This window comes from Tahibacter sp. (assembly GCF_035481375.1).
Lineage (GTDB): Bacteria > Pseudomonadota > Gammaproteobacteria > Xanthomonadales > Rhodanobacteraceae > Tahibacter.
In genome coordinates this window covers 1-16,441 of sequence record NZ_DATIGT010000039.1, presented here as the reverse complement: position 1 = coordinate 16,441, position 16,441 = coordinate 1, and the positions used below count along the sequence as shown (strand labels likewise).

17 protein-coding genes are annotated in these 16,441 nt (G+C 66.3%); 8 read left to right on the top strand and 9 right to left on the bottom strand.

Going from position 1 to position 16,441, the window contains the following annotated elements:
* Positions 1 to 34: 34 nt before the first annotated feature.
* The 8 genes from VLF18_RS02780 to tgt are packed head-to-tail and all read left to right on the top strand — an operon-like array spanning position 35 to position 10,101.
* Positions 35 to 925, top strand: coding sequence for an ABC transporter ATP-binding protein (locus VLF18_RS02780; protein WP_325278095.1), 891 nt, complete (start codon positions 35 to 37; stop codon positions 923 to 925).
* Entirely contained in the window at positions 926 to 1,690 is a 765-nt protein-coding gene (locus tag VLF18_RS02775; RefSeq protein ID WP_325278094.1) for an ABC transporter permease, read from the top strand.
* Between the two features lie 28 nt (positions 1,691 to 1,718).
* A complete protein-coding gene (locus tag VLF18_RS02770; protein ID WP_325278093.1) occupies positions 1,719 to 2,876 on the top strand; it encodes a sensor histidine kinase in 1,158 nt (385 codons plus the stop codon).
* A gap of 58 nt (positions 2,877 to 2,934) precedes the next feature.
* Complete coding sequence (locus VLF18_RS02765; protein ID WP_325278092.1) at positions 2,935 to 3,537, top strand: response regulator transcription factor; 603 nt, start codon at positions 2,935 to 2,937, stop codon at positions 3,535 to 3,537.
* 49 nt (positions 3,538 to 3,586) lie between these two features.
* Positions 3,587 to 5,680, top strand: a complete 2,094-nt coding sequence (locus VLF18_RS02760; protein WP_325278091.1) for a hypothetical protein — start codon at positions 3,587 to 3,589, stop codon at positions 5,678 to 5,680.
* 33 nt (positions 5,681 to 5,713) lie between these two features.
* Entirely contained in the window at positions 5,714 to 7,867 is a 2,154-nt protein-coding gene (locus VLF18_RS02755; protein WP_325278090.1) for a hypothetical protein, read from the top strand.
* 38 nt (positions 7,868 to 7,905) lie between these two features.
* Positions 7,906 to 8,964 carry a tRNA preQ1(34) S-adenosylmethionine ribosyltransferase-isomerase QueA gene (gene queA / locus VLF18_RS02750; protein ID WP_325278089.1) on the top strand — a complete coding sequence of 353 codons (1,059 nt, stop codon included), beginning with the start codon at positions 7,906 to 7,908 and terminating at the stop codon, positions 8,962 to 8,964.
* A 36-nt stretch (positions 8,965 to 9,000) separates the two neighbouring features.
* Positions 9,001 to 10,101, top strand: a complete 1,101-nt coding sequence (gene tgt / locus VLF18_RS02745; protein ID WP_325278088.1) for a tRNA guanosine(34) transglycosylase Tgt — start codon at positions 9,001 to 9,003, stop codon at positions 10,099 to 10,101.
* Between the two features lie 55 nt (positions 10,102 to 10,156).
* Here the strand turns inward: tgt and VLF18_RS02740 are convergent, their stop codons facing one another.
* The 9 genes from VLF18_RS02740 to VLF18_RS02700 all read right to left on the bottom strand — a co-directional run bounded on the left by VLF18_RS02740 (position 10,157) and on the right by VLF18_RS02700 (position 16,238).
* The gene (locus VLF18_RS02740; RefSeq protein WP_325278087.1) at positions 10,157 to 10,543 is read right to left on the bottom strand and encodes a hypothetical protein; all 387 of its coding nucleotides are present in this window, start codon (positions 10,541 to 10,543) and stop codon (positions 10,157 to 10,159) included.
* Positions 10,544 to 10,733: 190 nt separating this feature from the next.
* On the bottom strand, positions 10,734 to 11,165 hold the full coding sequence (locus VLF18_RS02735; protein ID WP_325278086.1) for a hypothetical protein: 432 nt from the start codon (positions 11,163 to 11,165) through the stop codon (positions 10,734 to 10,736).
* A gap of 65 nt (positions 11,166 to 11,230) precedes the next feature.
* On the bottom strand, positions 11,231 to 11,548 hold the full coding sequence (locus VLF18_RS02730) for a DUF6959 family protein (RefSeq protein WP_325278085.1): 318 nt from the start codon (positions 11,546 to 11,548) through the stop codon (positions 11,231 to 11,233).
* A complete protein-coding gene (locus VLF18_RS02725) occupies positions 11,545 to 11,859 on the bottom strand; it encodes a hypothetical protein (RefSeq protein ID WP_325278084.1) in 315 nt (104 codons plus the stop codon). Before VLF18_RS02725 ends, VLF18_RS02730 begins: the two co-directional genes overlap by 4 nt.
* A 251-nt stretch (positions 11,860 to 12,110) precedes the next feature.
* Positions 12,111 to 12,494: a DinB family protein gene (locus VLF18_RS02720; RefSeq protein WP_325278083.1), complete on the bottom strand. Its 384-nt coding sequence runs from the start codon at positions 12,492 to 12,494 to the stop codon at positions 12,111 to 12,113.
* 152 nt (positions 12,495 to 12,646) lie between these two features.
* The gene (locus VLF18_RS02715; RefSeq protein WP_325278082.1) at positions 12,647 to 13,834 is read right to left on the bottom strand and encodes an ATP-grasp domain-containing protein; all 1,188 of its coding nucleotides are present in this window, start codon (positions 13,832 to 13,834) and stop codon (positions 12,647 to 12,649) included.
* A 212-nt stretch (positions 13,835 to 14,046) separates the two neighbouring features.
* Positions 14,047 to 14,418, bottom strand: a complete 372-nt coding sequence (locus VLF18_RS02710; RefSeq protein ID WP_325278081.1) for a VOC family protein — start codon at positions 14,416 to 14,418, stop codon at positions 14,047 to 14,049.
* 73 nt (positions 14,419 to 14,491) lie between these two features.
* The gene (locus VLF18_RS02705) at positions 14,492 to 14,791 is read right to left on the bottom strand and encodes a DUF2277 domain-containing protein (protein WP_325278080.1); all 300 of its coding nucleotides are present in this window, start codon (positions 14,789 to 14,791) and stop codon (positions 14,492 to 14,494) included.
* 373 nt (positions 14,792 to 15,164) lie between these two features.
* Entirely contained in the window at positions 15,165 to 16,238 is a 1,074-nt protein-coding gene (locus VLF18_RS02700) for a hypothetical protein (RefSeq protein WP_325278079.1), read from the bottom strand.
* Positions 16,239 to 16,441: the final 203 nt, after the last annotated feature.

Sequence of the window (16,441 nt, the reverse complement as noted above, 5' to 3'; positions counted from 1 at the left end):
TGCGTAGCCTGATCGCACTTTCGGGAGATCCGCAATGACAGAGCGAAGCGTGGCGCAACTGATCGGGGCAAGCAAGAAACGCGGCGCGGTACAGGCCCTCGATCGCGTCGATCTCGCGATCGGCGCCGGCGAGATCTACGCGCTGCTCGGACCCAACGGCGCCGGCAAGACGACCGCGATCTCGCTGCTGCTGGGCCTGCTGCGGCCCGATGCCGGCGAAGTCCGGCTGTTCGGCCGCGCGCCGCAGGATCTCGCCGCGCGCCGGCGCATCGGCGTGATGCTGCAGTCGGCCGGCTTGCCGGACACGCTCAGCGTCGCCGAACTGCTGGCGCAGACGCGCAGCTATTACCCGCAGCCGCGCAGCCTCGCCGACGTCGCCGCGCTGGCCGGCATCGAGCCGCTGCTCCACGCGCGCTACGCGCGGCTCTCGGGCGGCCAGCAGCGCCGCGTGCAGTTCGCGCTCGCGATCTGCGGGCGCCCCGAACTGCTGTTCCTCGACGAACCGACCGTCGGCATGGACACCGAATCCCGCGTGCAATTCTGGAAAACGATACGCGAACTCGTCGCCGACGGCTGCGCGATCGTGCTGACGACGCACTATCTCGAAGAAGCCGAGGCGCTCGCGCGTCGCGTCGGCGTGCTCGCGCAGGGCCGGCTCGTCGCCGAGGACAGCCTCGATGCGATCCGCGCGCGCGTCGGCCAGCGTCAGATCCGCTGCGTCAGCGCCGTGCCGGCCGAGCGCGTGCGCGCGTGGCCACAGGTGCACAGCGTGCAGCGCGACGGCGACTGGCTGCACATCGTCACGCCGCAGCCCGAGCCGGTGCTGCGCGAACTCCTCGCCGCCGACGCGAACGTGCGCGATCTCGAAGTCCAGCGCGCCGGCCTGGCCGAAGCGCTCCACACCATCACGCGGGAGGCCGCATAAATGAGCACCCTGATCTTCGATGCGATCTCGCGCCGCAGCCTGCTGCTCGAAGCGCGCCTGGAATTCCTGCGCCTGCTGCGCACGCCGAGCTTCGCGCTGCCGGCGCTCGCGTTTCCGGTGATGTTCTACCTGCTGTTCGGCGTGCTGCTCGCCAAGCCCGGCGCGTCGGTGAGCGTCGCCCACTATCTGATGGCGACGTACTGCGTGTTCGGCGTGATGGCGCCCGGTCTGTTCGGCTTCGGCGTCAGCGTCGCGACCGAACGCGACAAAGGCCTGCTCGCGCTGCGCCGCGCGTTGCCGATGCCGCCGATGAACTATGTCGGCGGCAAGCTTGCGATGGCGATGATCTTCGCCGCGGTGATCTTCCTGATGCTCGCAACCGCCGCGTCGATCTTCGGCGGCGTGCGCCTGGGCATCGCGCAATGGGCGCTGCTCGGCGCAACCATGGTCGTCGGCGCGCTGCCGTTCTGCGCGCTGGGCCTGCTCGTCGGCAGCTTCGCGAACGGCCAGGCCGCGCCGGCCATCGTCAACCTGATCTACCTGCCGATGGCGCTGCTGTCGGGACTGTGGTTTCCGCTGACGCTGCTGCCGGCGCTGTTCCAGAAGTTCGCCGTGCTCTGGCCGGCCTGGCATCTCGCGCAGCTCGGCCTCATGAGCATCGGCCAGCCGAGCACCGGCAGCGCGGTGTCGCACCTGGCCTGGCTCCTGGTTTTCACGGTCGTGATCGGCAACTGGGCCGGTCGCCGCCTCAACCGCGAGCCGTGAGCGCCGCGACGTGGCAGCATCGACGCCCATGAGCTGGCTCAATCATCCGCAGGTACTCGCCTGGCGCGACCGCCTCGTCCCGCCGGAACTCGGCATGGGCTGGGCGCCGTTCCTGTCGCTGGCCTATCTCGCCTTCCTGTTCCTGCCCGTGCTCGTGCCGCGCATCGCTTCGCCGAACTGGCTGCCGCTGACGCTGATCGGCACCGCCGCGTTCCTGCCGCTGTATTTCCGCGCCTACTGGGCGCAGGGGCGCGAGCTCGTACTGCTCGTCGTCGCGATGTCGGTGCTCGCGGTGCCGCTGGGCAAGATCAATCCGTTCTCCAACACCTTCGTGATCTTCGCCTGCGCGTTCGCGCCGCACCTGAGCACGCTGCGCCGCTCGCTGCTGCTCGCGTTCGTCGTGACCATCGGTTATTCGGTGTACCTGCTCGCCTTCGTGCGCGGCGCGCCGCTGACGATCGGCATCACGTATCTGGTCGGCACCGCCTGTTTCGTCGGCTCGTACTTCATGCGAGAAAACCAGCGCAAGCAGGTCGCGCTGCGCCTGTCGCACGAAGAAGTCCGGCGTCTGGCCGCACTCGCGGAACGCGAACGCATCGGCCGCGACCTGCACGACCTGCTCGGCCACACGCTGTCGCTGATCACGCTCAAATCCGAACTCGCGAACCGCCTCTGGGACCGCGACGCGCATGCGGCGCGCCAGGAAGTGCGCGACGTCGAGCGCATCGCGCGCGACGCGCTGGGTCAGGTGCGCCGCGCCGTGACCGGCATCCGCGCGGCGGGCCTCGCCGCGGAGACGGCGTCGGCCAGGCTGCTGCTCGAATCCGGCGGCGTGGTCTTCCAGTACGACCTCGGCGGCATGCCGCCGCCGCCGCCGATCGAAACCTGCCTCGCGCTGGTCGTGCGCGAAGCCGTCACGAACATCCATCGCCACGCGCAGGCCTCGCGCGCGAACGTCACGCTGACCTGGGAAGGCGACGACCTGCTGCTCGAAGTCCGCGACAACGGCCGCGGCGGCGACATCGTGCCGGGCAACGGTCTCATCGGCATGCGCGAGCGCCTGGCCATGCTCGATGCGGAACTTCGCATCGATTCGGTGCGCGGGCAGGGCACGCGGCTGACCGTGCGCGTACCGCGCGCGGCGCAGGGTGCGGCGGTCGACACCGAACCCCTGCGCGTCCATTGAGCATGGCAGTGCGGCGGGCTAACCTGCCGCGCATCGAACGGGCGGGGTGCGAGAGTTCATGATCCGAGTGTTGCTGGCCGAAGATCAGGCCATGGTGCGCGGCGCGCTGTCGGCGCTGCTGCGCCTGGAGCCCGACATGGACGTCGTCGCGAGCGCGGCCGACGGCCAGGAAGCGTGGCGCCTGATCGAGCAGCACGCGCCCGACGTCGTCGTCACCGATATCGAAATGCCGGGCCTGACCGGGCTCGAACTCGCACAGCGCGTGCGGGACCGCGGCGTCGCGAGCAAGGTCGTCATCGTCACGACGTTCGCGCGGCCCGGCTACCTGCGTCGTGCGCTCGAAGCCGGCGTCGTCGGCTATCTGCTGAAAGATGCGCCGGCCGAACAACTCGCCGACGCGCTGCGCAAGGTGCATCGCGGCGGCCGCGTCGTCGATCCGCAGCTCGCGCTCGACGCCTGGAGCGAAGCCGATCCGCTCAACGATCGCGAGCGCCAGGTGCTGCGGCTCGCGGGCGAGGGGCTCTCGGCCGGCGAAGTCGCGGCGCAACTGCATCTCTCGCAGGGCACCGTGCGCAACTACCTCTCGGAAGCGATCGGCAAGCTCGGCGTCGGCAACCGTATCGAGGCGTACAGACTCGCGCGACAGAAGGGCTGGCTCTAAACTTTCGCGCGCCGTGCGAGCCGCACGGCGATCGTTCCAGGAGATTTGCATGTTCAAACGACGTGCCGGAGCTTTGGCCTGCGCGCAAACGACGCTCGGGCGCTACGCCGGGCTCGGCGGACTCGCGCTGGTGTGTTCGTTCTCCGCCGCGGCACAGCAGACCGATATCGCCGGCCCCACCGGCAGCGGCAAGTTCGGCGCTTCCGTTGTATTTCTGGAAAATGGGAATTTTGTCGTAACTGATCCCGGCTTCGACGAGGGCGCGGCCGATATCGGAGCGGTCTATCTCTACCGAGGCAACGGCGAACTCGTCAGTCGCTTGACCGGGAGTGCGGCGAACGACCGTGTCGGCAGCGGCCGCCTGGTCGCGCTGCCGGGCGGCAACGCCGTGGTCTGCAGTCCGGACTGGGACAACGGCGCGATCGTGGATTCGGGCGCCGCTACGTGGATCGATGGCAGCAGCGGTATCTCGGGCGTCGTTTCGCCGGCGAACTCTCTCGTTTCCGATGTTGCCGGCAGCCGCGTCTGCTCCGGCCCGTTCCTCGAAGAGATCGCGGTGCTGACGAACGGCAACTACGTCGTCGCCAGCATGTCATGGGCCGGCATGGGGGCCGTTACATGGGGGCATCGCAGCAGCGGCGTTCGCGGCGTGATCGGAAGCGGCAATTCGCTGACGGGCTCGACGCCGGGTGATTTCACTGAGCGGATGGTCGTCCCCCTCACCAACGGAAACTATGTGGTGGTCGCATCGGGCTGGGACGGGCCTGGCATGCCGGACACCGGCGCAGTCGTCCTGGGGGACGGAGAGCACGGAACGCGCGGCGTGATCTCGCTTCAGAACGCACTCGTCGGCGGTGTCTCGAACACGTCGGGCGGTCCCTTGGTGACGCCGCTGCGCAATGGCAACTATGTCGCCATTTTTCCCGGATGGAGACAGGACGCGGCCTTCGGCGCCATCGTCTGGAACAGCGGCACGACCGCACGATCCGGCGCCGTTACCCTGGATATGGCACTGACGGGCGCGAGCCTCTATGCGGTTTCAGGCGTCAGCATCCTCGCATTGGCCAACGGCAACTATCTGGTAATGGCGCCCGGTGCCCACGGGATCAGACGCGGTGCGTTGACGTGGGGCGACGGTACGACCGGCACGACCGGCGTCATATCGCCGGCAAACTCCATCGTCGGTGCGCATGATCTCGACGAGCTCGGCGATAGTTTCGGCAGCAGCGCCGCGTTGGCGAACGGCAACTACGTCGTCTGCAACGACCGCATCGACAGCGCCGAGGTCGCCGACATCGGCGCCTGCGTCTGGGGCGACGGCTCGCGTCCGACCAGCGCCGTGATCTCGCCGGCGAATGCGATGTTCGGCAGCGATTCGGTCGTGGCGCTGTCGAACGGCCACTATGTCGTCAGCGGCGGAACGCTGAGCGACGGCGTCGGCATGGGCGCCGTTGCCTGGGGTAACGGATTGGTCGGCACGGTCGGCCGGCTGTCGCCCGCCAATGCCTTTCTCGGTTCGGACAGCGGAAGCCGCGCGGTTCCGCTCGACAACGGCAAGTACGTCATGCTGACAGTGGGCTGGGATGACGGTGCCAATGTCGACGTCGGTGCAGTGACCGTGCTCGACGGCAGCGGGCCCTCGGTCGGGCGCGTCACCGCGATGAACTCGCTGGTCGGATCGAGCTACGGCGACAACGTCGGCTTTTTCGCGCTGGCCCTGGAGCACGGGCGGTTCGTGACGACGACGCCGAACTTCAGCTTGCCGCCGCCCGATTTCGGCGTCGGTGCCGTCGTTTGGGCGGATACGAACCGCCCGGTCGTCGGGCGCGTCACTCCCCAGAACGCGCTACACGGGACTTACAATGGGCAGTGGCTCGGAGCGCTGACGCCGCTGCTGTTGCCGAACGGCGATTTCATCACGATGACGCCGACGACCAGCCCATGGGGTCCTCGCGGCTGGAGTTTCGGCAGAGGACGATCGCCCATGTCGGGGCCCGTGAATGCCGGCAATACGGTCGTCGGCGGCGGAGTGGTCAGCCAGTCGTATGACGTCGGCAGCGACACACTGCTCGTCGGCCGTCAGAGTGTCAACAAAGTCACATTGCTGCGTCCGGATCTGCTGTTCTCGGTGCGTGGCGATTGAGCGCGTGACGTGGATTTCCTGCAAGGAGCTGCCGTGAACCGTCTTTCGCGCTTCTTCGCTGAAGCCCCCGACCGGCTGCGATACGCCGTCGCGTCGGCGCTGCTGGTCATGGCAGTTCCCGCGTTCGCCTGCGGCCCCGAGTTCCCACCCGATCTCCTCTCCGACCGCCACGCCAGCCTGTTCGATCTCATCGACGGCACCTTCGATTTCGAAGCGTCGCGGCTCGCGCCGAAACCCGCCACGGTGTTCACGCCGAACGAGAATTCCTGGGCAGCCCCCGGCGAAGCGCGTACGGAAATCGAGAAAAAGGAACTCGGTGAAAAAGGCTACGAACGCGCCGAGGCCGTGCGCGCGGCGGCCGACGATGCGAGCGCCTTCGCGGCCGGCGAAGGTCTCAGCGACGAGGTGCGGCTGTATCTGGCCGGCGCGCGCGCGTTTCATGCGGGGGAGACCGACGTCGCGCGTGCGCGCTTCGACGCCGTGCTCGCACTGCCCGCGGACCAGCAGCGCACGCGCGGTATCTGGGCGCGCTACATGCTCGGGCGGATGAATCTCTCGACGGTCGACGGTGGTCCCGAAATCGACGAGGCCACGGCCGACGCGGCCGCAAAGGATTTCCAGGCCGTGCGCGCGGCCGTCGCGGCGGGCGCGCCGGATCCGCTGGGACTCGCGGTCGCGAGCTACGGCGAGGAAGCGGCAATCCATCGCAAGCGCGGCGACACCGCGGCGGCCGTGAAGCTGTATGCGGAGCAGGCCGCGCAGGGGTCGGCGTCGGGGCGTGCGTCGCTGCTGTTCACGGCGCGCGACCTGTTCGCCGACGAGGAAAAGCTCGCCACCGCGCTGAAAGATCCGCTGCTGCAGCAACTGCTCGCGAGTTACGTCTATACGCGCACCGGTGAACTCGAAGGCTACGAGAACGGAGAGCCCGTGCCATCGGAACGTCTGCAAAGCTATTACGCCGCCGTCGAGGCCGCCGATGCGAAAACGCTCGCCGGTGTCGATCGTGTCGCCGCCGCGGCCTATCGCACGGGCCGCTACGAACTCGCCGCCAAGCTGGCACCGCGCAGCGACAGCGCCCTCGCGCACTGGGTGCGCGCGAAGCTCGCGCTGCGCGCCGGCGACGACAAGGCCGCCGTCGAGGCCTATGCCCAGGCCGCACGCGCGTTTCCGCGCGACGAGGATTGGGGCAGCAATCCAAACGAAGGCTATTTTTACGACGGTTTCAAACCCGCCTGTCGCGTCGACGGCGAGCGCGGCATCCTCGCGCTCGCGCGCGGCGACTACATCGAAGCGCTCACGCTGTTTCACGCGAGCGGCGAGCAGTCCTGGGTCGACGAAGCGCACGTCGCCGAGCGGGTACTCAGCGTCGACGAGCTCAAGCAGTTCGTCGATACGCGTGTGCCGGCACCGCCGCCGCTGCCGGCACAGGCGCCCAGCGAGGGAGGCGACAGCCGGATTCCCCTCGCGGTCCAGTTGCGTACCTTGCTCGGCCGCCGTCTGCTGCGCGCCGGACGCTACGACGATGCCGTTGCCTACTTCCCGGCCGATCTGCGCGACACCGCGGCCGCTTACGCGAAGGCGCGGACCGACGCGCCGAAGCAGGGGCGCATCGAACAGGCGGAAACGCTGTTCCGCGCCGCGAAGCTCGCGCGCGAATCGGGCATGGAGATCCTCGGTTTCGAACTGGCGCCCGACGCGGCCACCTATGGCGGCATGTATGAGATCGGCGAGTTCGCCCCCGAGTCGCAGGACAGGAAGTTCGTCGGCGCCGACGAAGCGCGGCGATTCGGCGAAAGCGCGCCGCAGCCGGCACAGCGTTTCCACTACCGCTATGTCGCCGCGGAGCTCGCCGACCAGGCGGCCGGTCTCGTGCCGGCCCGCTCGCAGGCATTCGCCGCGATGCTCTGCAGCGCGACCGGCTGGCTCGTGAACCGCGATGTGACCGCTGCGCGGCGCTACTACGACCGCTATGTCGCCGAAGGGCCATATGTGGCCTGGGCCGGCAATTTCGGCCATGACTGTCCGGCGCCCGATTTCTCCGGCGCAGCCAGACGCCTGCAGTTCGAGCGCATCCGTTGGGCCAAGCAGACCCTGCGCCGCGCGGCGCCGTTCGTCGCGGCGGGGCTGGTCGTTCTGGTCGCGGGCGTCGTGATCTGGCGCCGGCGCAGGACGAAACCCATCCGATAGCGGATAATTACCGGTTCGCCGGACCGTGAATCCGGTGCATGACAGTAGAAAAAGTGAAAAAAGCAGATTTCCATTTCGACCTGCCGCCCGAGCTCATCGCGCAGCAGCCTCTGCAGCGGCGTTCGGCGAGCCGGCTGCTCGAACTCGACGCGGCCGCGAACACCCTGACCGACCGCCATTTCGGCGAACTCGTCGAACGGCTGCAGCCGGGCGACCTCCTCGTCTTCAACGACACGCGCGTGCTGCCCGCGCGCCTGTTCGGCAACAAGACCTCGGGCGGCGCGGTCGAGATCCTGATCGAACGCATCACCGGAACACACGAAGCGCGTGCGCAGCTCGGCGTATCGAAGAAACCGAAACCCGGCGGCCGCATCGTGCTCGCCGACGGCAGCGAAGTCGAAGTCGTCGGCCGTGACGGCCCGTTCTTCGATCTGCGCTTTCCCACGCATGAACCGCTGGAAAAACTCCTGCTCCGTCTGGGCCGCATGCCGCTGCCGCCGTACATCACACGCGATGCGGACGACAGCGACGACGAGCGCTATCAGACCGTCTTCGCCCGCGCGCCCGGCGCGGTGGCCGCGCCGACCGCGGGCCTGCATTTCGACCAGCCGCTGCTCGATGCGCTGACGGCCCGCGGCATCGAGTTCGGCCACGTGACCCTGCACGTCGGCGCCGGCACCTTCCAGCCCATGCGCAGCGACGAACTGCGCGAACACGTGATGCATCGCGAATGGCTGAACGTCGGCGCCGAACTCGTCGAGAAGATGCGCCGCACGCGTGCGGCCGGCGGGCGCGTCGTCGCGGTCGGCACGACCGTCGTACGCGCGCTCGAAAGCGCGACACGCGACGGCGAAGTGCTGCCGTTCGCGGGCGAAACGCAGATCTTCATCTTTCCGGGCTATCGCATCACGAGCGTCGACGGTCTCGTCACGAACTTCCATCTGCCCGAATCGACCCTGCTCATGCTCGTGTCCGCATTCGCCGGACGCGAGTGCGTGCTGAACGCATACCGGCATGCGGTCGGCAGCGGCTATCGATTCTTCTCCTACGGCGATGCGATGCTGATCTGGCCGCCCGCGCGCAGCCGCGCCGCGTAATCTGACAAACGCGGCATTTGCCGCAAAGACAAGAACATGAAATTCGACATCAGCCAGACCGACGGCGCCGCGCGACGCGGACAGATCACGTTTCCGCGCGGCACGATCCAGACGCCGGCCTTCATGCCGGTCGGCACCTATGGCTCGGTCAAGGCCATGCTGCCGCGCGACATCAGGGCCATCGGCGCCGAGATCATTCTCGGCAACACCTTCCATCTGTTCCTGCGCCCGGGCCTCGACGTCATCGGCGACTTCGGCGGTCTGCACGATTTCATCGGCTGGGACAAGCCTATCCTGACCGACTCCGGCGGCTTCCAGGTGTTCTCGCTCGCGCACAAGCGCAAGATCACCGAGCAGGGCGTCACCTTCGCGTCGCCGATCGACGGCTCCAAAGTATTTTTGAGTCCCGAGGAATCGATGCGGATCCAGCGCGTGCTGAATTCCGACATCGTCATGATCTTCGACGAATGCACGCCGTATCCGGCCACTGAAAAACAGGCTTCCGATTCAATGGAACTTTCGCTGCGCTGGGCCGAACGTTCGCACCGCGCACACGAAGGCAATCCGAATGCGCTGTTCGGCATCGTGCAGGGCGGCGTCTACCCGGCGCTGCGCGCGCGTTCCGCGGCAGGATTGAAGCAGATCGGCTTCGACGGCTATGCGGTCGGCGGCCTCGCCGTCGGCGAACCCGAAGCCGAGCGCAACCACACGCTCGAAGCCACCGTGCCGCTGCTGCCCGCCGACAAGCCGCGTTATCTGATGGGCGTGGGCCGTCCCGAAGACATCGTCGAAGCCGTGCGCCGCGGCATCGACATGTTCGACTGCGTGATGCCGACCCGCAACGCGCGCAACGCGCACCTGTTCACGCACAGCGGCGTGCTGCGCCTGCGCAATGCGCAATACGCGCGCGACAAACGTCCGATCGACGAAGCCTGCGGTTGCTACACCTGTGCCTCGGGCTTCAGCCGCGCCTATCTGCGGCATCTCGACAAATGCAACGAGATCCTCGCGTCGCAGCTCGCGACGATCCACAACCTGTACCACTACCAGGAACTCATGGCCGGCCTGCGCGCGGCGATTGCGGAACGGCGGCTCGAGGATTTCGTCGCCGAGTTCTACGCGCTGCGAGCGGGATAGAGTATGGTCGCCCCCGGCGACCGCACGATCGCGCGGGCTTCGCCCGATGGACCGGTCAGGCGTCGATCCAGCCCTTGCGTTTCTCCGGCGCAAGGAACTGCTCGGGCCGGACCTGCGGCTCTCCGACCAGCGTCTGCGTAAACGACGGCGCCTCGAATTCCAGCATGCCTTGCGGCCAGTTCAGCGGGATGTGCCAGCGATAGGATAGACGGCCGTTCGCAGCGACGAGTGCCTCGCGTGCGATGCCTCCCATCGAGAACGGACACATGCCTGCGGTGGGCGCCGCGTAGTCGAGCTCGAATTTCAACCCGAAGACATGGTGGAACCGCAGCGCAGCCTGGCAGACCGTGAACAGTATGCCGGTATCCGAGTTCCGCCATTCGAGGATGTAGTCGATGTCCAGGACCAGATCCGCGGTGCCGGCTTCTTCGTCGAAGCGCACGAGGCGGAAACCGTGGACATGCACGTCATGCCACGACATCGCATCGAAGTCTTCGGTGCCCCGCGGGCCACGGTCGCTCATTGTCGCCTCGCTTCTGAGATGTCACCGCGGCGAAGGGGGCGATCGAAAGAATGCCCGCGAGAAACATTGCCGCTTTGCAGTACGGAGAGCATGGCATCAAACGTTGAGTTCAGCCGCTGCGGAAGGCAGTCCGATGCAGTGAAAGATCAGACCACGAACCAGCCACCTGCGCGCGAACCGCACGGAGCGCCTGCACGAGTTTGTCGCGCTTGCGCGGTGACTTGAGTGCCGCAGGCAGGCGACTCAGCCAATGACCATTGGGCCCGACGGGCAAGCCCCGAAGGGACGACAGTTGCCGTGTCGTCGGAAGCGGCCTGCGCGACAGGATGTCGATGAAGTGATCGAGGTGTGCGATGGCACTGAACTGCAGCTCATGCGACTCGAACGCCACGCGAAGGAAGGGATAGCCGCGATGCGGAATCGGCAGCGGCGCCGGCGGATCGCAGACGTCCTTCGTTCCGGGAACCGGCACGTGCACCCAGAACGCCACCGGCGCCGATCGCCAGTCCTTTTCGTAGGTGAAATGGAATGCGGGCTTCATGTCGAGGGCCTGGTACGTTCGTTTCGTTCCGGCGCAACGCGCTGTCCTTGCGGCGCCCTGCGAAACTACTCCGAAACCAGCGCCACGAGGTCTCGCTCGGACACCGGCGTGCTGTACGGCAGTGCGAGGCCCTCTACGGCCATTACCCGTTGATAGTGGACAAGGCGATCGAGCAACTGTTCCTGCAGAGCCTGAGCCAGCGAAAGGACATTTTCGTCCGTGACACCGAGCTCTTGCAGACGGAGCGAGAGTTCCTTCGAGTCGGCAAAGAGCGAGGACAGCGAATCGCCTTGAACGACGCAGTCAGGAAACGGACGGCCAGGCACGCGGACGACCGCGCAGTTGCTGGCCTCGGAGTAGATCTCGAACTCGACGAGCTTCATCGGAATGCCTTGTGCGGACGGAGGTTCGTCAGTGTGGCAGAACGGCGGCGCAGAAGCGGGCTCTCGGCGTTCGCAGACCGTACGCGGTACAGGGCGGTCCGTAGCGGCCGGCGCGATGAACCGTCGAGTCCGGCGCGATGCGCCAGACCGCTCGCAAGGATGCCGACGAGAAACGCGGCGATCTTGCCGGAGAGGGAATGATCATCGTGTCGCCGTCTGCAGGACATGTTGCCGACGTCGACCGGCTGCGGCGAAGCAGGGTTTAGCGGGCTGTGGAAACGCTTTTCTCCGGAAACGGAAGACGGATCCATAGCGGATCGATTCCGTTGCGCTTCATCCAGTCCGGCCAGCTTTCGCAGGGGACGCGCCGGGGCGCGCGGGGAGACATGAGGAGCAGGTGTGGTATCACGCCGGGCCAGCAACCTCCGCATCTACCGAAGATGCCTGTCATACGCCAAGCACCTCGCACACGAGGTGGCCGCGCTCCTTGACGTAGCAGTCGCCGAGACGCGTGAGAAGACCTTGCATGGCTGCACTCCGGAGACAGGGTTTCGGCGTCGATTCAGTGGCTGACGTGCGGGATCACCGCGAGCAGATCCGTGACACCGACGTCGACACCCGACTGCGACAGCAACGTCGCGACCGGCCCGCGGTGGTGCGTCTGGTGGTTGAAGAAATGCTGGAGCAGGGCGCCGACGTTCCGGCTCGATCGGACGCCGGCCCTGTTGCCGTAGTCGATGTCGACCGACAGGTGATCGGGTGTCAGCTCGGTTACCCAGCGCATGATGAGGGTGTCGAGCCGACCGCGGTAGTGACGCAGGCCGGCCAGGTCCGGCGCGAGCGACTGACTCAGCGACGTCGGCCGAGGAAACGCCGCGATTGCGCTGAGTGCGGCGAATGCCGCCGGATGCCGGGAGAAACGGTGCAGCCAGATCGTGTCCGCCACGCGATATGGTTCGACGTCGCGAGGATGGAGCCGAAGAACGCGCCCTTGTCGGCGACAGCGTGGGCTGGCTGAAGTTGGCAAACCGGAGTGGAGTCGCGTTCGCTTGTCGCCGGTCGGGAATGGTTCGCTTCATGGGAAATGAACCTGCCCCGTTATTTCCCGCCGACGCGGTACGATTCCAGCGGCACTGCCTCCGGGTGAGCCGTGCAATAGGCGATGCCTTGTTCGACGGACAGGCCGATCAGTAGCGTTGCGCTGCCGTCCCAGCAAACAATTTCGAAGAGCGCTTCCGGCAATTGTGGAACGATGTCAGTCCCGTTCCAAAAGTCAGGGTTGCCGTCGGCGCAGGGGCGGACCGTGATGGCAGGTCGCTGTCCTGGCAGCACGGCACTGAATACGCCCCAGGTGAACTGTGAGTTTTCTGCGCGAAGGACGCGCGCTAGTTCCTGGCCGGTCACCCACCGATCGTCGTTGCCAAGATCGGATGCGGGAAAGTTCGTATCCATGTCGCTGACATACCAGTCGTAATCCTCCGCACAGACGTTCATCGCCGCCAAGGTCTCCGCGATATCCGTGTAGTAACGAACACGCTCGGATTTCTCGACGATGAGATTCACGCGCGCCATCGTCGGCCACCGAGCCGAGACTTGCGTTGCATGGGCGATGCATCCGAGCACCTTGTCGGGATCGCAGCCATTGAGCCCGGCGCCCCAGGCCGCATTGGCTTCCACGACCACCCAACCGCGATCCCGGACAAATCCGATATCCAGCACGCAGGTGACGGGAAGCGCATCGTTCCTGGCAACGATCGACAGGAATTCCATCGCCGTACTTGAATCTGCCGACCCCTCGTACACGGCGGCGTCCTGGACCCGTCCTTCGAAGATGAAGCCTCGCACCTCGGCGTCGAATTTCACGACTTCCGATTCGTAGATCGGCGTGTTCATGCTCAATCCCGCGCATTCCGATTCGAGCTGCGGCCACGACGCGTATACGCCTGCCCGGAACTGCTTCGGGACGACGGACTTCACAAAAGTCGGAAAGGTGAAGTTGCACGCATCACCGAGATTCGCGATGCGGATACGCCGTCCGATTTGTTCGGCGGGCAAGCGCACCAGAAGATCGTCGTCGGGGGAAACGAGATGAAGGTTCAGCTTCTGTGCGAGCACGAGCGCGAAAGTGTCGTTGCCGTAAATCCTCACGGCCTCTCGGTCGAGGTATGGGGGGTCCCAGAATCGTCCAATTCGCGTGATGGCGCCGCCGCGAGCGCGCCAGCGATCGGCGACGCTGTCCCGCTCCGGGTCTGCCTTGTCGGGAATGACGAGGTTCAGGCCAACCATACGCACGGCTCTCTCACTCCCATCAGTCCGGATACCGCAGGTTAGATTACCTGCCGACACCGGGGTCAGGTTGACTTGCCAATGGCTGGCTCGAGTCGAGTTCGCTTGTCGCCGATCGGAACCGTTCGCTTTACAGGATACGAACCTGAGCCCGTTATCCAAGCGCCCGCGAAATCGACGAAGCGCGCTTTCCGTCGCCGGTGCGTCCTTGCTCACGCAGCGTCGAGTTCCTGGCCAAACACGATCCGATGGCCATCCGGCGTAACGATGGCGAACTCGCGAAAGCCCCACGGCTTGTCGCCGAGGTGGTGCCAGACAGTTACGCCGGCGTCGACGAACTCGCGGTACAGCGACGCGGCGTCGGACACGTGCAGGTAGGCGAACCACGAATGATCCTGGCACGCGGACATCGGAACCGCGTCGGGACAGTGTCCGAGCCTGAGCATGCAGTCGCCCCGGCTGAGGAACGACCAGCCGTCAACCGAAAACTCTTCGGAAAAGCCGAGTTTGTCGATGTAGAAGCGCGTCGAGGCGTCGAGATCGTTGACGGCCAGCACGAACGTGGATGCGGTGATGTCGGTCATGAATGTCGTATAGCGAGTGGAAGCAGATCCGTGCTGCGCGGCTTCCGCTTGAGCGATCCGTCGCCCGCCACGCTCAACTGCGGCCGAATCGCTTTGCCGAAGCGATGGCCAGTTTCGCGCGTTCGATATCGCGGTCTCTCGGCGGGCTCAACGTGACCAGCGAGCCGATCAGTGTGGTAGCCGCGGCGGTCACCTGCTCGACGGCGCGATTGAACACCGCCTCGTTCACCTTGGACGGCGTGTTGAATCCGCTGAGCTTGCGCACGAACTGCAGCGCCGAAGCCCGGATCTCGTCCTCGGTTGCCGGAGGCGAAAAGTTGTACAGCGTCTTGATGTTTCTGCACATGACAGCTTCCACGTGATTGTCGCCCAAGCATCGCTTCGGCGAGAGGCGATGCGCCGGTCGAGTATGCCCGAAGAGGGAAAGGCAAACGTAGCGCGCAACAACCGAAGGGCATTGCGTCGTATGTCCGTGCCCGGGTGGCCAGAAGCCGGCGCTGCTCTCGGAACCGCGGGCGCAGCCGGCGCGGCCTGCCGCAGGGGCGAGGACGACGACAGCAAGATCGCTGTCGAGGCAAGACCGCGCGTGCGAAAAATTGGGAGGCTCGTCGATCGCCGAGAAAGGGCACACGACGCCGGTGGGACGGAACAGCGACCGCGGCGAGAGGGGACGATTGTCGCTCAGCCGTCCAGGCAATGGGAAATGTTGTATTTGTGCATTTGCGTGAATGCGGTCGTATGCGTCCTTACGGCTGGAACCCGTCGGCGAAGAGGGAATCCGGCGGTCCCGCCGGCACGCCGAACGGAATGCCGGCCGAATACGGACTCACGTTGCTGCCTTGCACTACGCGGACAGGCGCGACGTTGCCGCCCACGCCAGCGGTGTAGTCGAAGAGGACGACGCGATTGTCGTCGGCGCTGTTGCCGCGACTGGCGACCATCAGCCGCGACGTGTAGGGATCGAAGCCGATACCGGTGAAGGTGCGGCCGTTCGGCAGGTCGAGCTGGGTCGCGTTGCCTTCGATCGTCTCCATCGGCGTGGCGTCGCCGCTGGCCGTGTCGGCGAAGATGGCGATGGTGCCGCGGCGTATGCCAGTCATGTCGGCGGGCGCTTGGCGCAGCACGAACAGGCGGCGCGAATTCGCGTCATAGGCCATGCCAAGCGCATCGGCCACGCCGGGCCCGGTCAGCAGGCGCGTCGGTGCTGCGACACCGTTGGCCGTGCGCGCGTGGAAGACGATGTACGTCGTCTGCGGCGCCGTCGGGGAATAGTCCTTGACTGCGTATTCGTCGGTGGCCGGGAGGTAGGTCAGCGACGTGGGGTTGTTGAGCCGCGTCGTCGGATTGGCGCCGCCGCCCCAGGCGATGCCGCGGATTCGCTCGACCTCGTTGCCGTTGGCCTTGAGCGGATAGGTATAGATGCAGCAGTTGAAGGCAATCACGCCGAGTTCGCCATGGGCCGGTACCGGCGCGTTCGCGCGCGTCTGTCCGAGTTCCGGCGGATTGAGCACGCGCAGCGGCGCCACGTCGCCGGTCGCGAAGGCCGGATAGACGCGGACGGCCCGGCCGTCGAAATCTGAAATGTAGATGACCTGTTCGGCCGGTTCGTAGACGCCGAACATCGGCTGGTACAACTGCGTGCTCGATCCGCTGACCTCGCCGACCGGCGCGTCGTTGCCGATGGCGTCGGGGTGGAAGCGGCGCAACGGATGGTTCTCGCCCGCGTTCGCCGAACCGCCGATCATCATGTCGGCACGGGCGGGCGCCGGCGCATAGGCGGCGGCGGAAAACACGCAGGCGGCGAGTAGCGGGATTCGCATGGCAGGGGCTTCCGTGAGAGTTGCACCCAATGACGGGAAAGCGCACTCGAAGCCCTCATGCGGCGTTGTATCGCGCAGGACGCAGTAACCGAAGGGCTTTGCGCCATCCCCGCAAAGCTGCCCCTGTCACTGTCAGAACGTTGGTTTCACAGGAAGCGGATCTGACCCGTCGATCGCGTCCGTGCGCGTCGTTACGGCTCGAA

Bases quoted from the DNA above. Each gene is read 5' to 3' on its own strand.
- VLF18_RS02730 (WP_325278085.1), bottom strand. From the start codon at position 11,548: ATGAAGCTCGTCGAGTTCGAGATCTACTCCGAGGCCAGCAACTGCGCG.
- tgt (WP_325278088.1), top strand. From the start codon at position 9,001: ATGAAATTCGACATCAGCCAGACCGACGGCGCCGCGCGACGCGGACAG.
- VLF18_RS02715 (WP_325278082.1), bottom strand. From the start codon at position 13,834: ATGGTTGGCCTGAACCTCGTCATTCCCGACAAGGCAGACCCGGAGCGG.
- VLF18_RS02700 (WP_325278079.1), bottom strand. From the start codon at position 16,238: ATGCGAATCCCGCTACTCGCCGCCTGCGTGTTTTCCGCCGCCGCCTAT.
- VLF18_RS02735 (WP_325278086.1), bottom strand. From the start codon at position 11,165: ATGAAGCCCGCATTCCATTTCACCTACGAAAAGGACTGGCGATCGGCG.
- VLF18_RS02760 (WP_325278091.1), top strand. From the start codon at position 3,587: ATGTTCAAACGACGTGCCGGAGCTTTGGCCTGCGCGCAAACGACGCTC.
- VLF18_RS02780 (WP_325278095.1), top strand. From the start codon at position 35: ATGACAGAGCGAAGCGTGGCGCAACTGATCGGGGCAAGCAAGAAACGC.
- VLF18_RS02775 (WP_325278094.1), top strand. From the start codon at position 926: ATGAGCACCCTGATCTTCGATGCGATCTCGCGCCGCAGCCTGCTGCTC.
- VLF18_RS02725 (WP_325278084.1), bottom strand. From the start codon at position 11,859: ATGGATCCGTCTTCCGTTTCCGGAGAAAAGCGTTTCCACAGCCCGCTA.
- VLF18_RS02710 (WP_325278081.1), bottom strand. From the start codon at position 14,418: ATGACCGACATCACCGCATCCACGTTCGTGCTGGCCGTCAACGATCTC.
- VLF18_RS02770 (WP_325278093.1), top strand. From the start codon at position 1,719: ATGAGCTGGCTCAATCATCCGCAGGTACTCGCCTGGCGCGACCGCCTC.
- VLF18_RS02765 (WP_325278092.1), top strand. From the start codon at position 2,935: ATGATCCGAGTGTTGCTGGCCGAAGATCAGGCCATGGTGCGCGGCGCG.
- queA (WP_325278089.1), top strand. From the start codon at position 7,906: ATGACAGTAGAAAAAGTGAAAAAAGCAGATTTCCATTTCGACCTGCCG.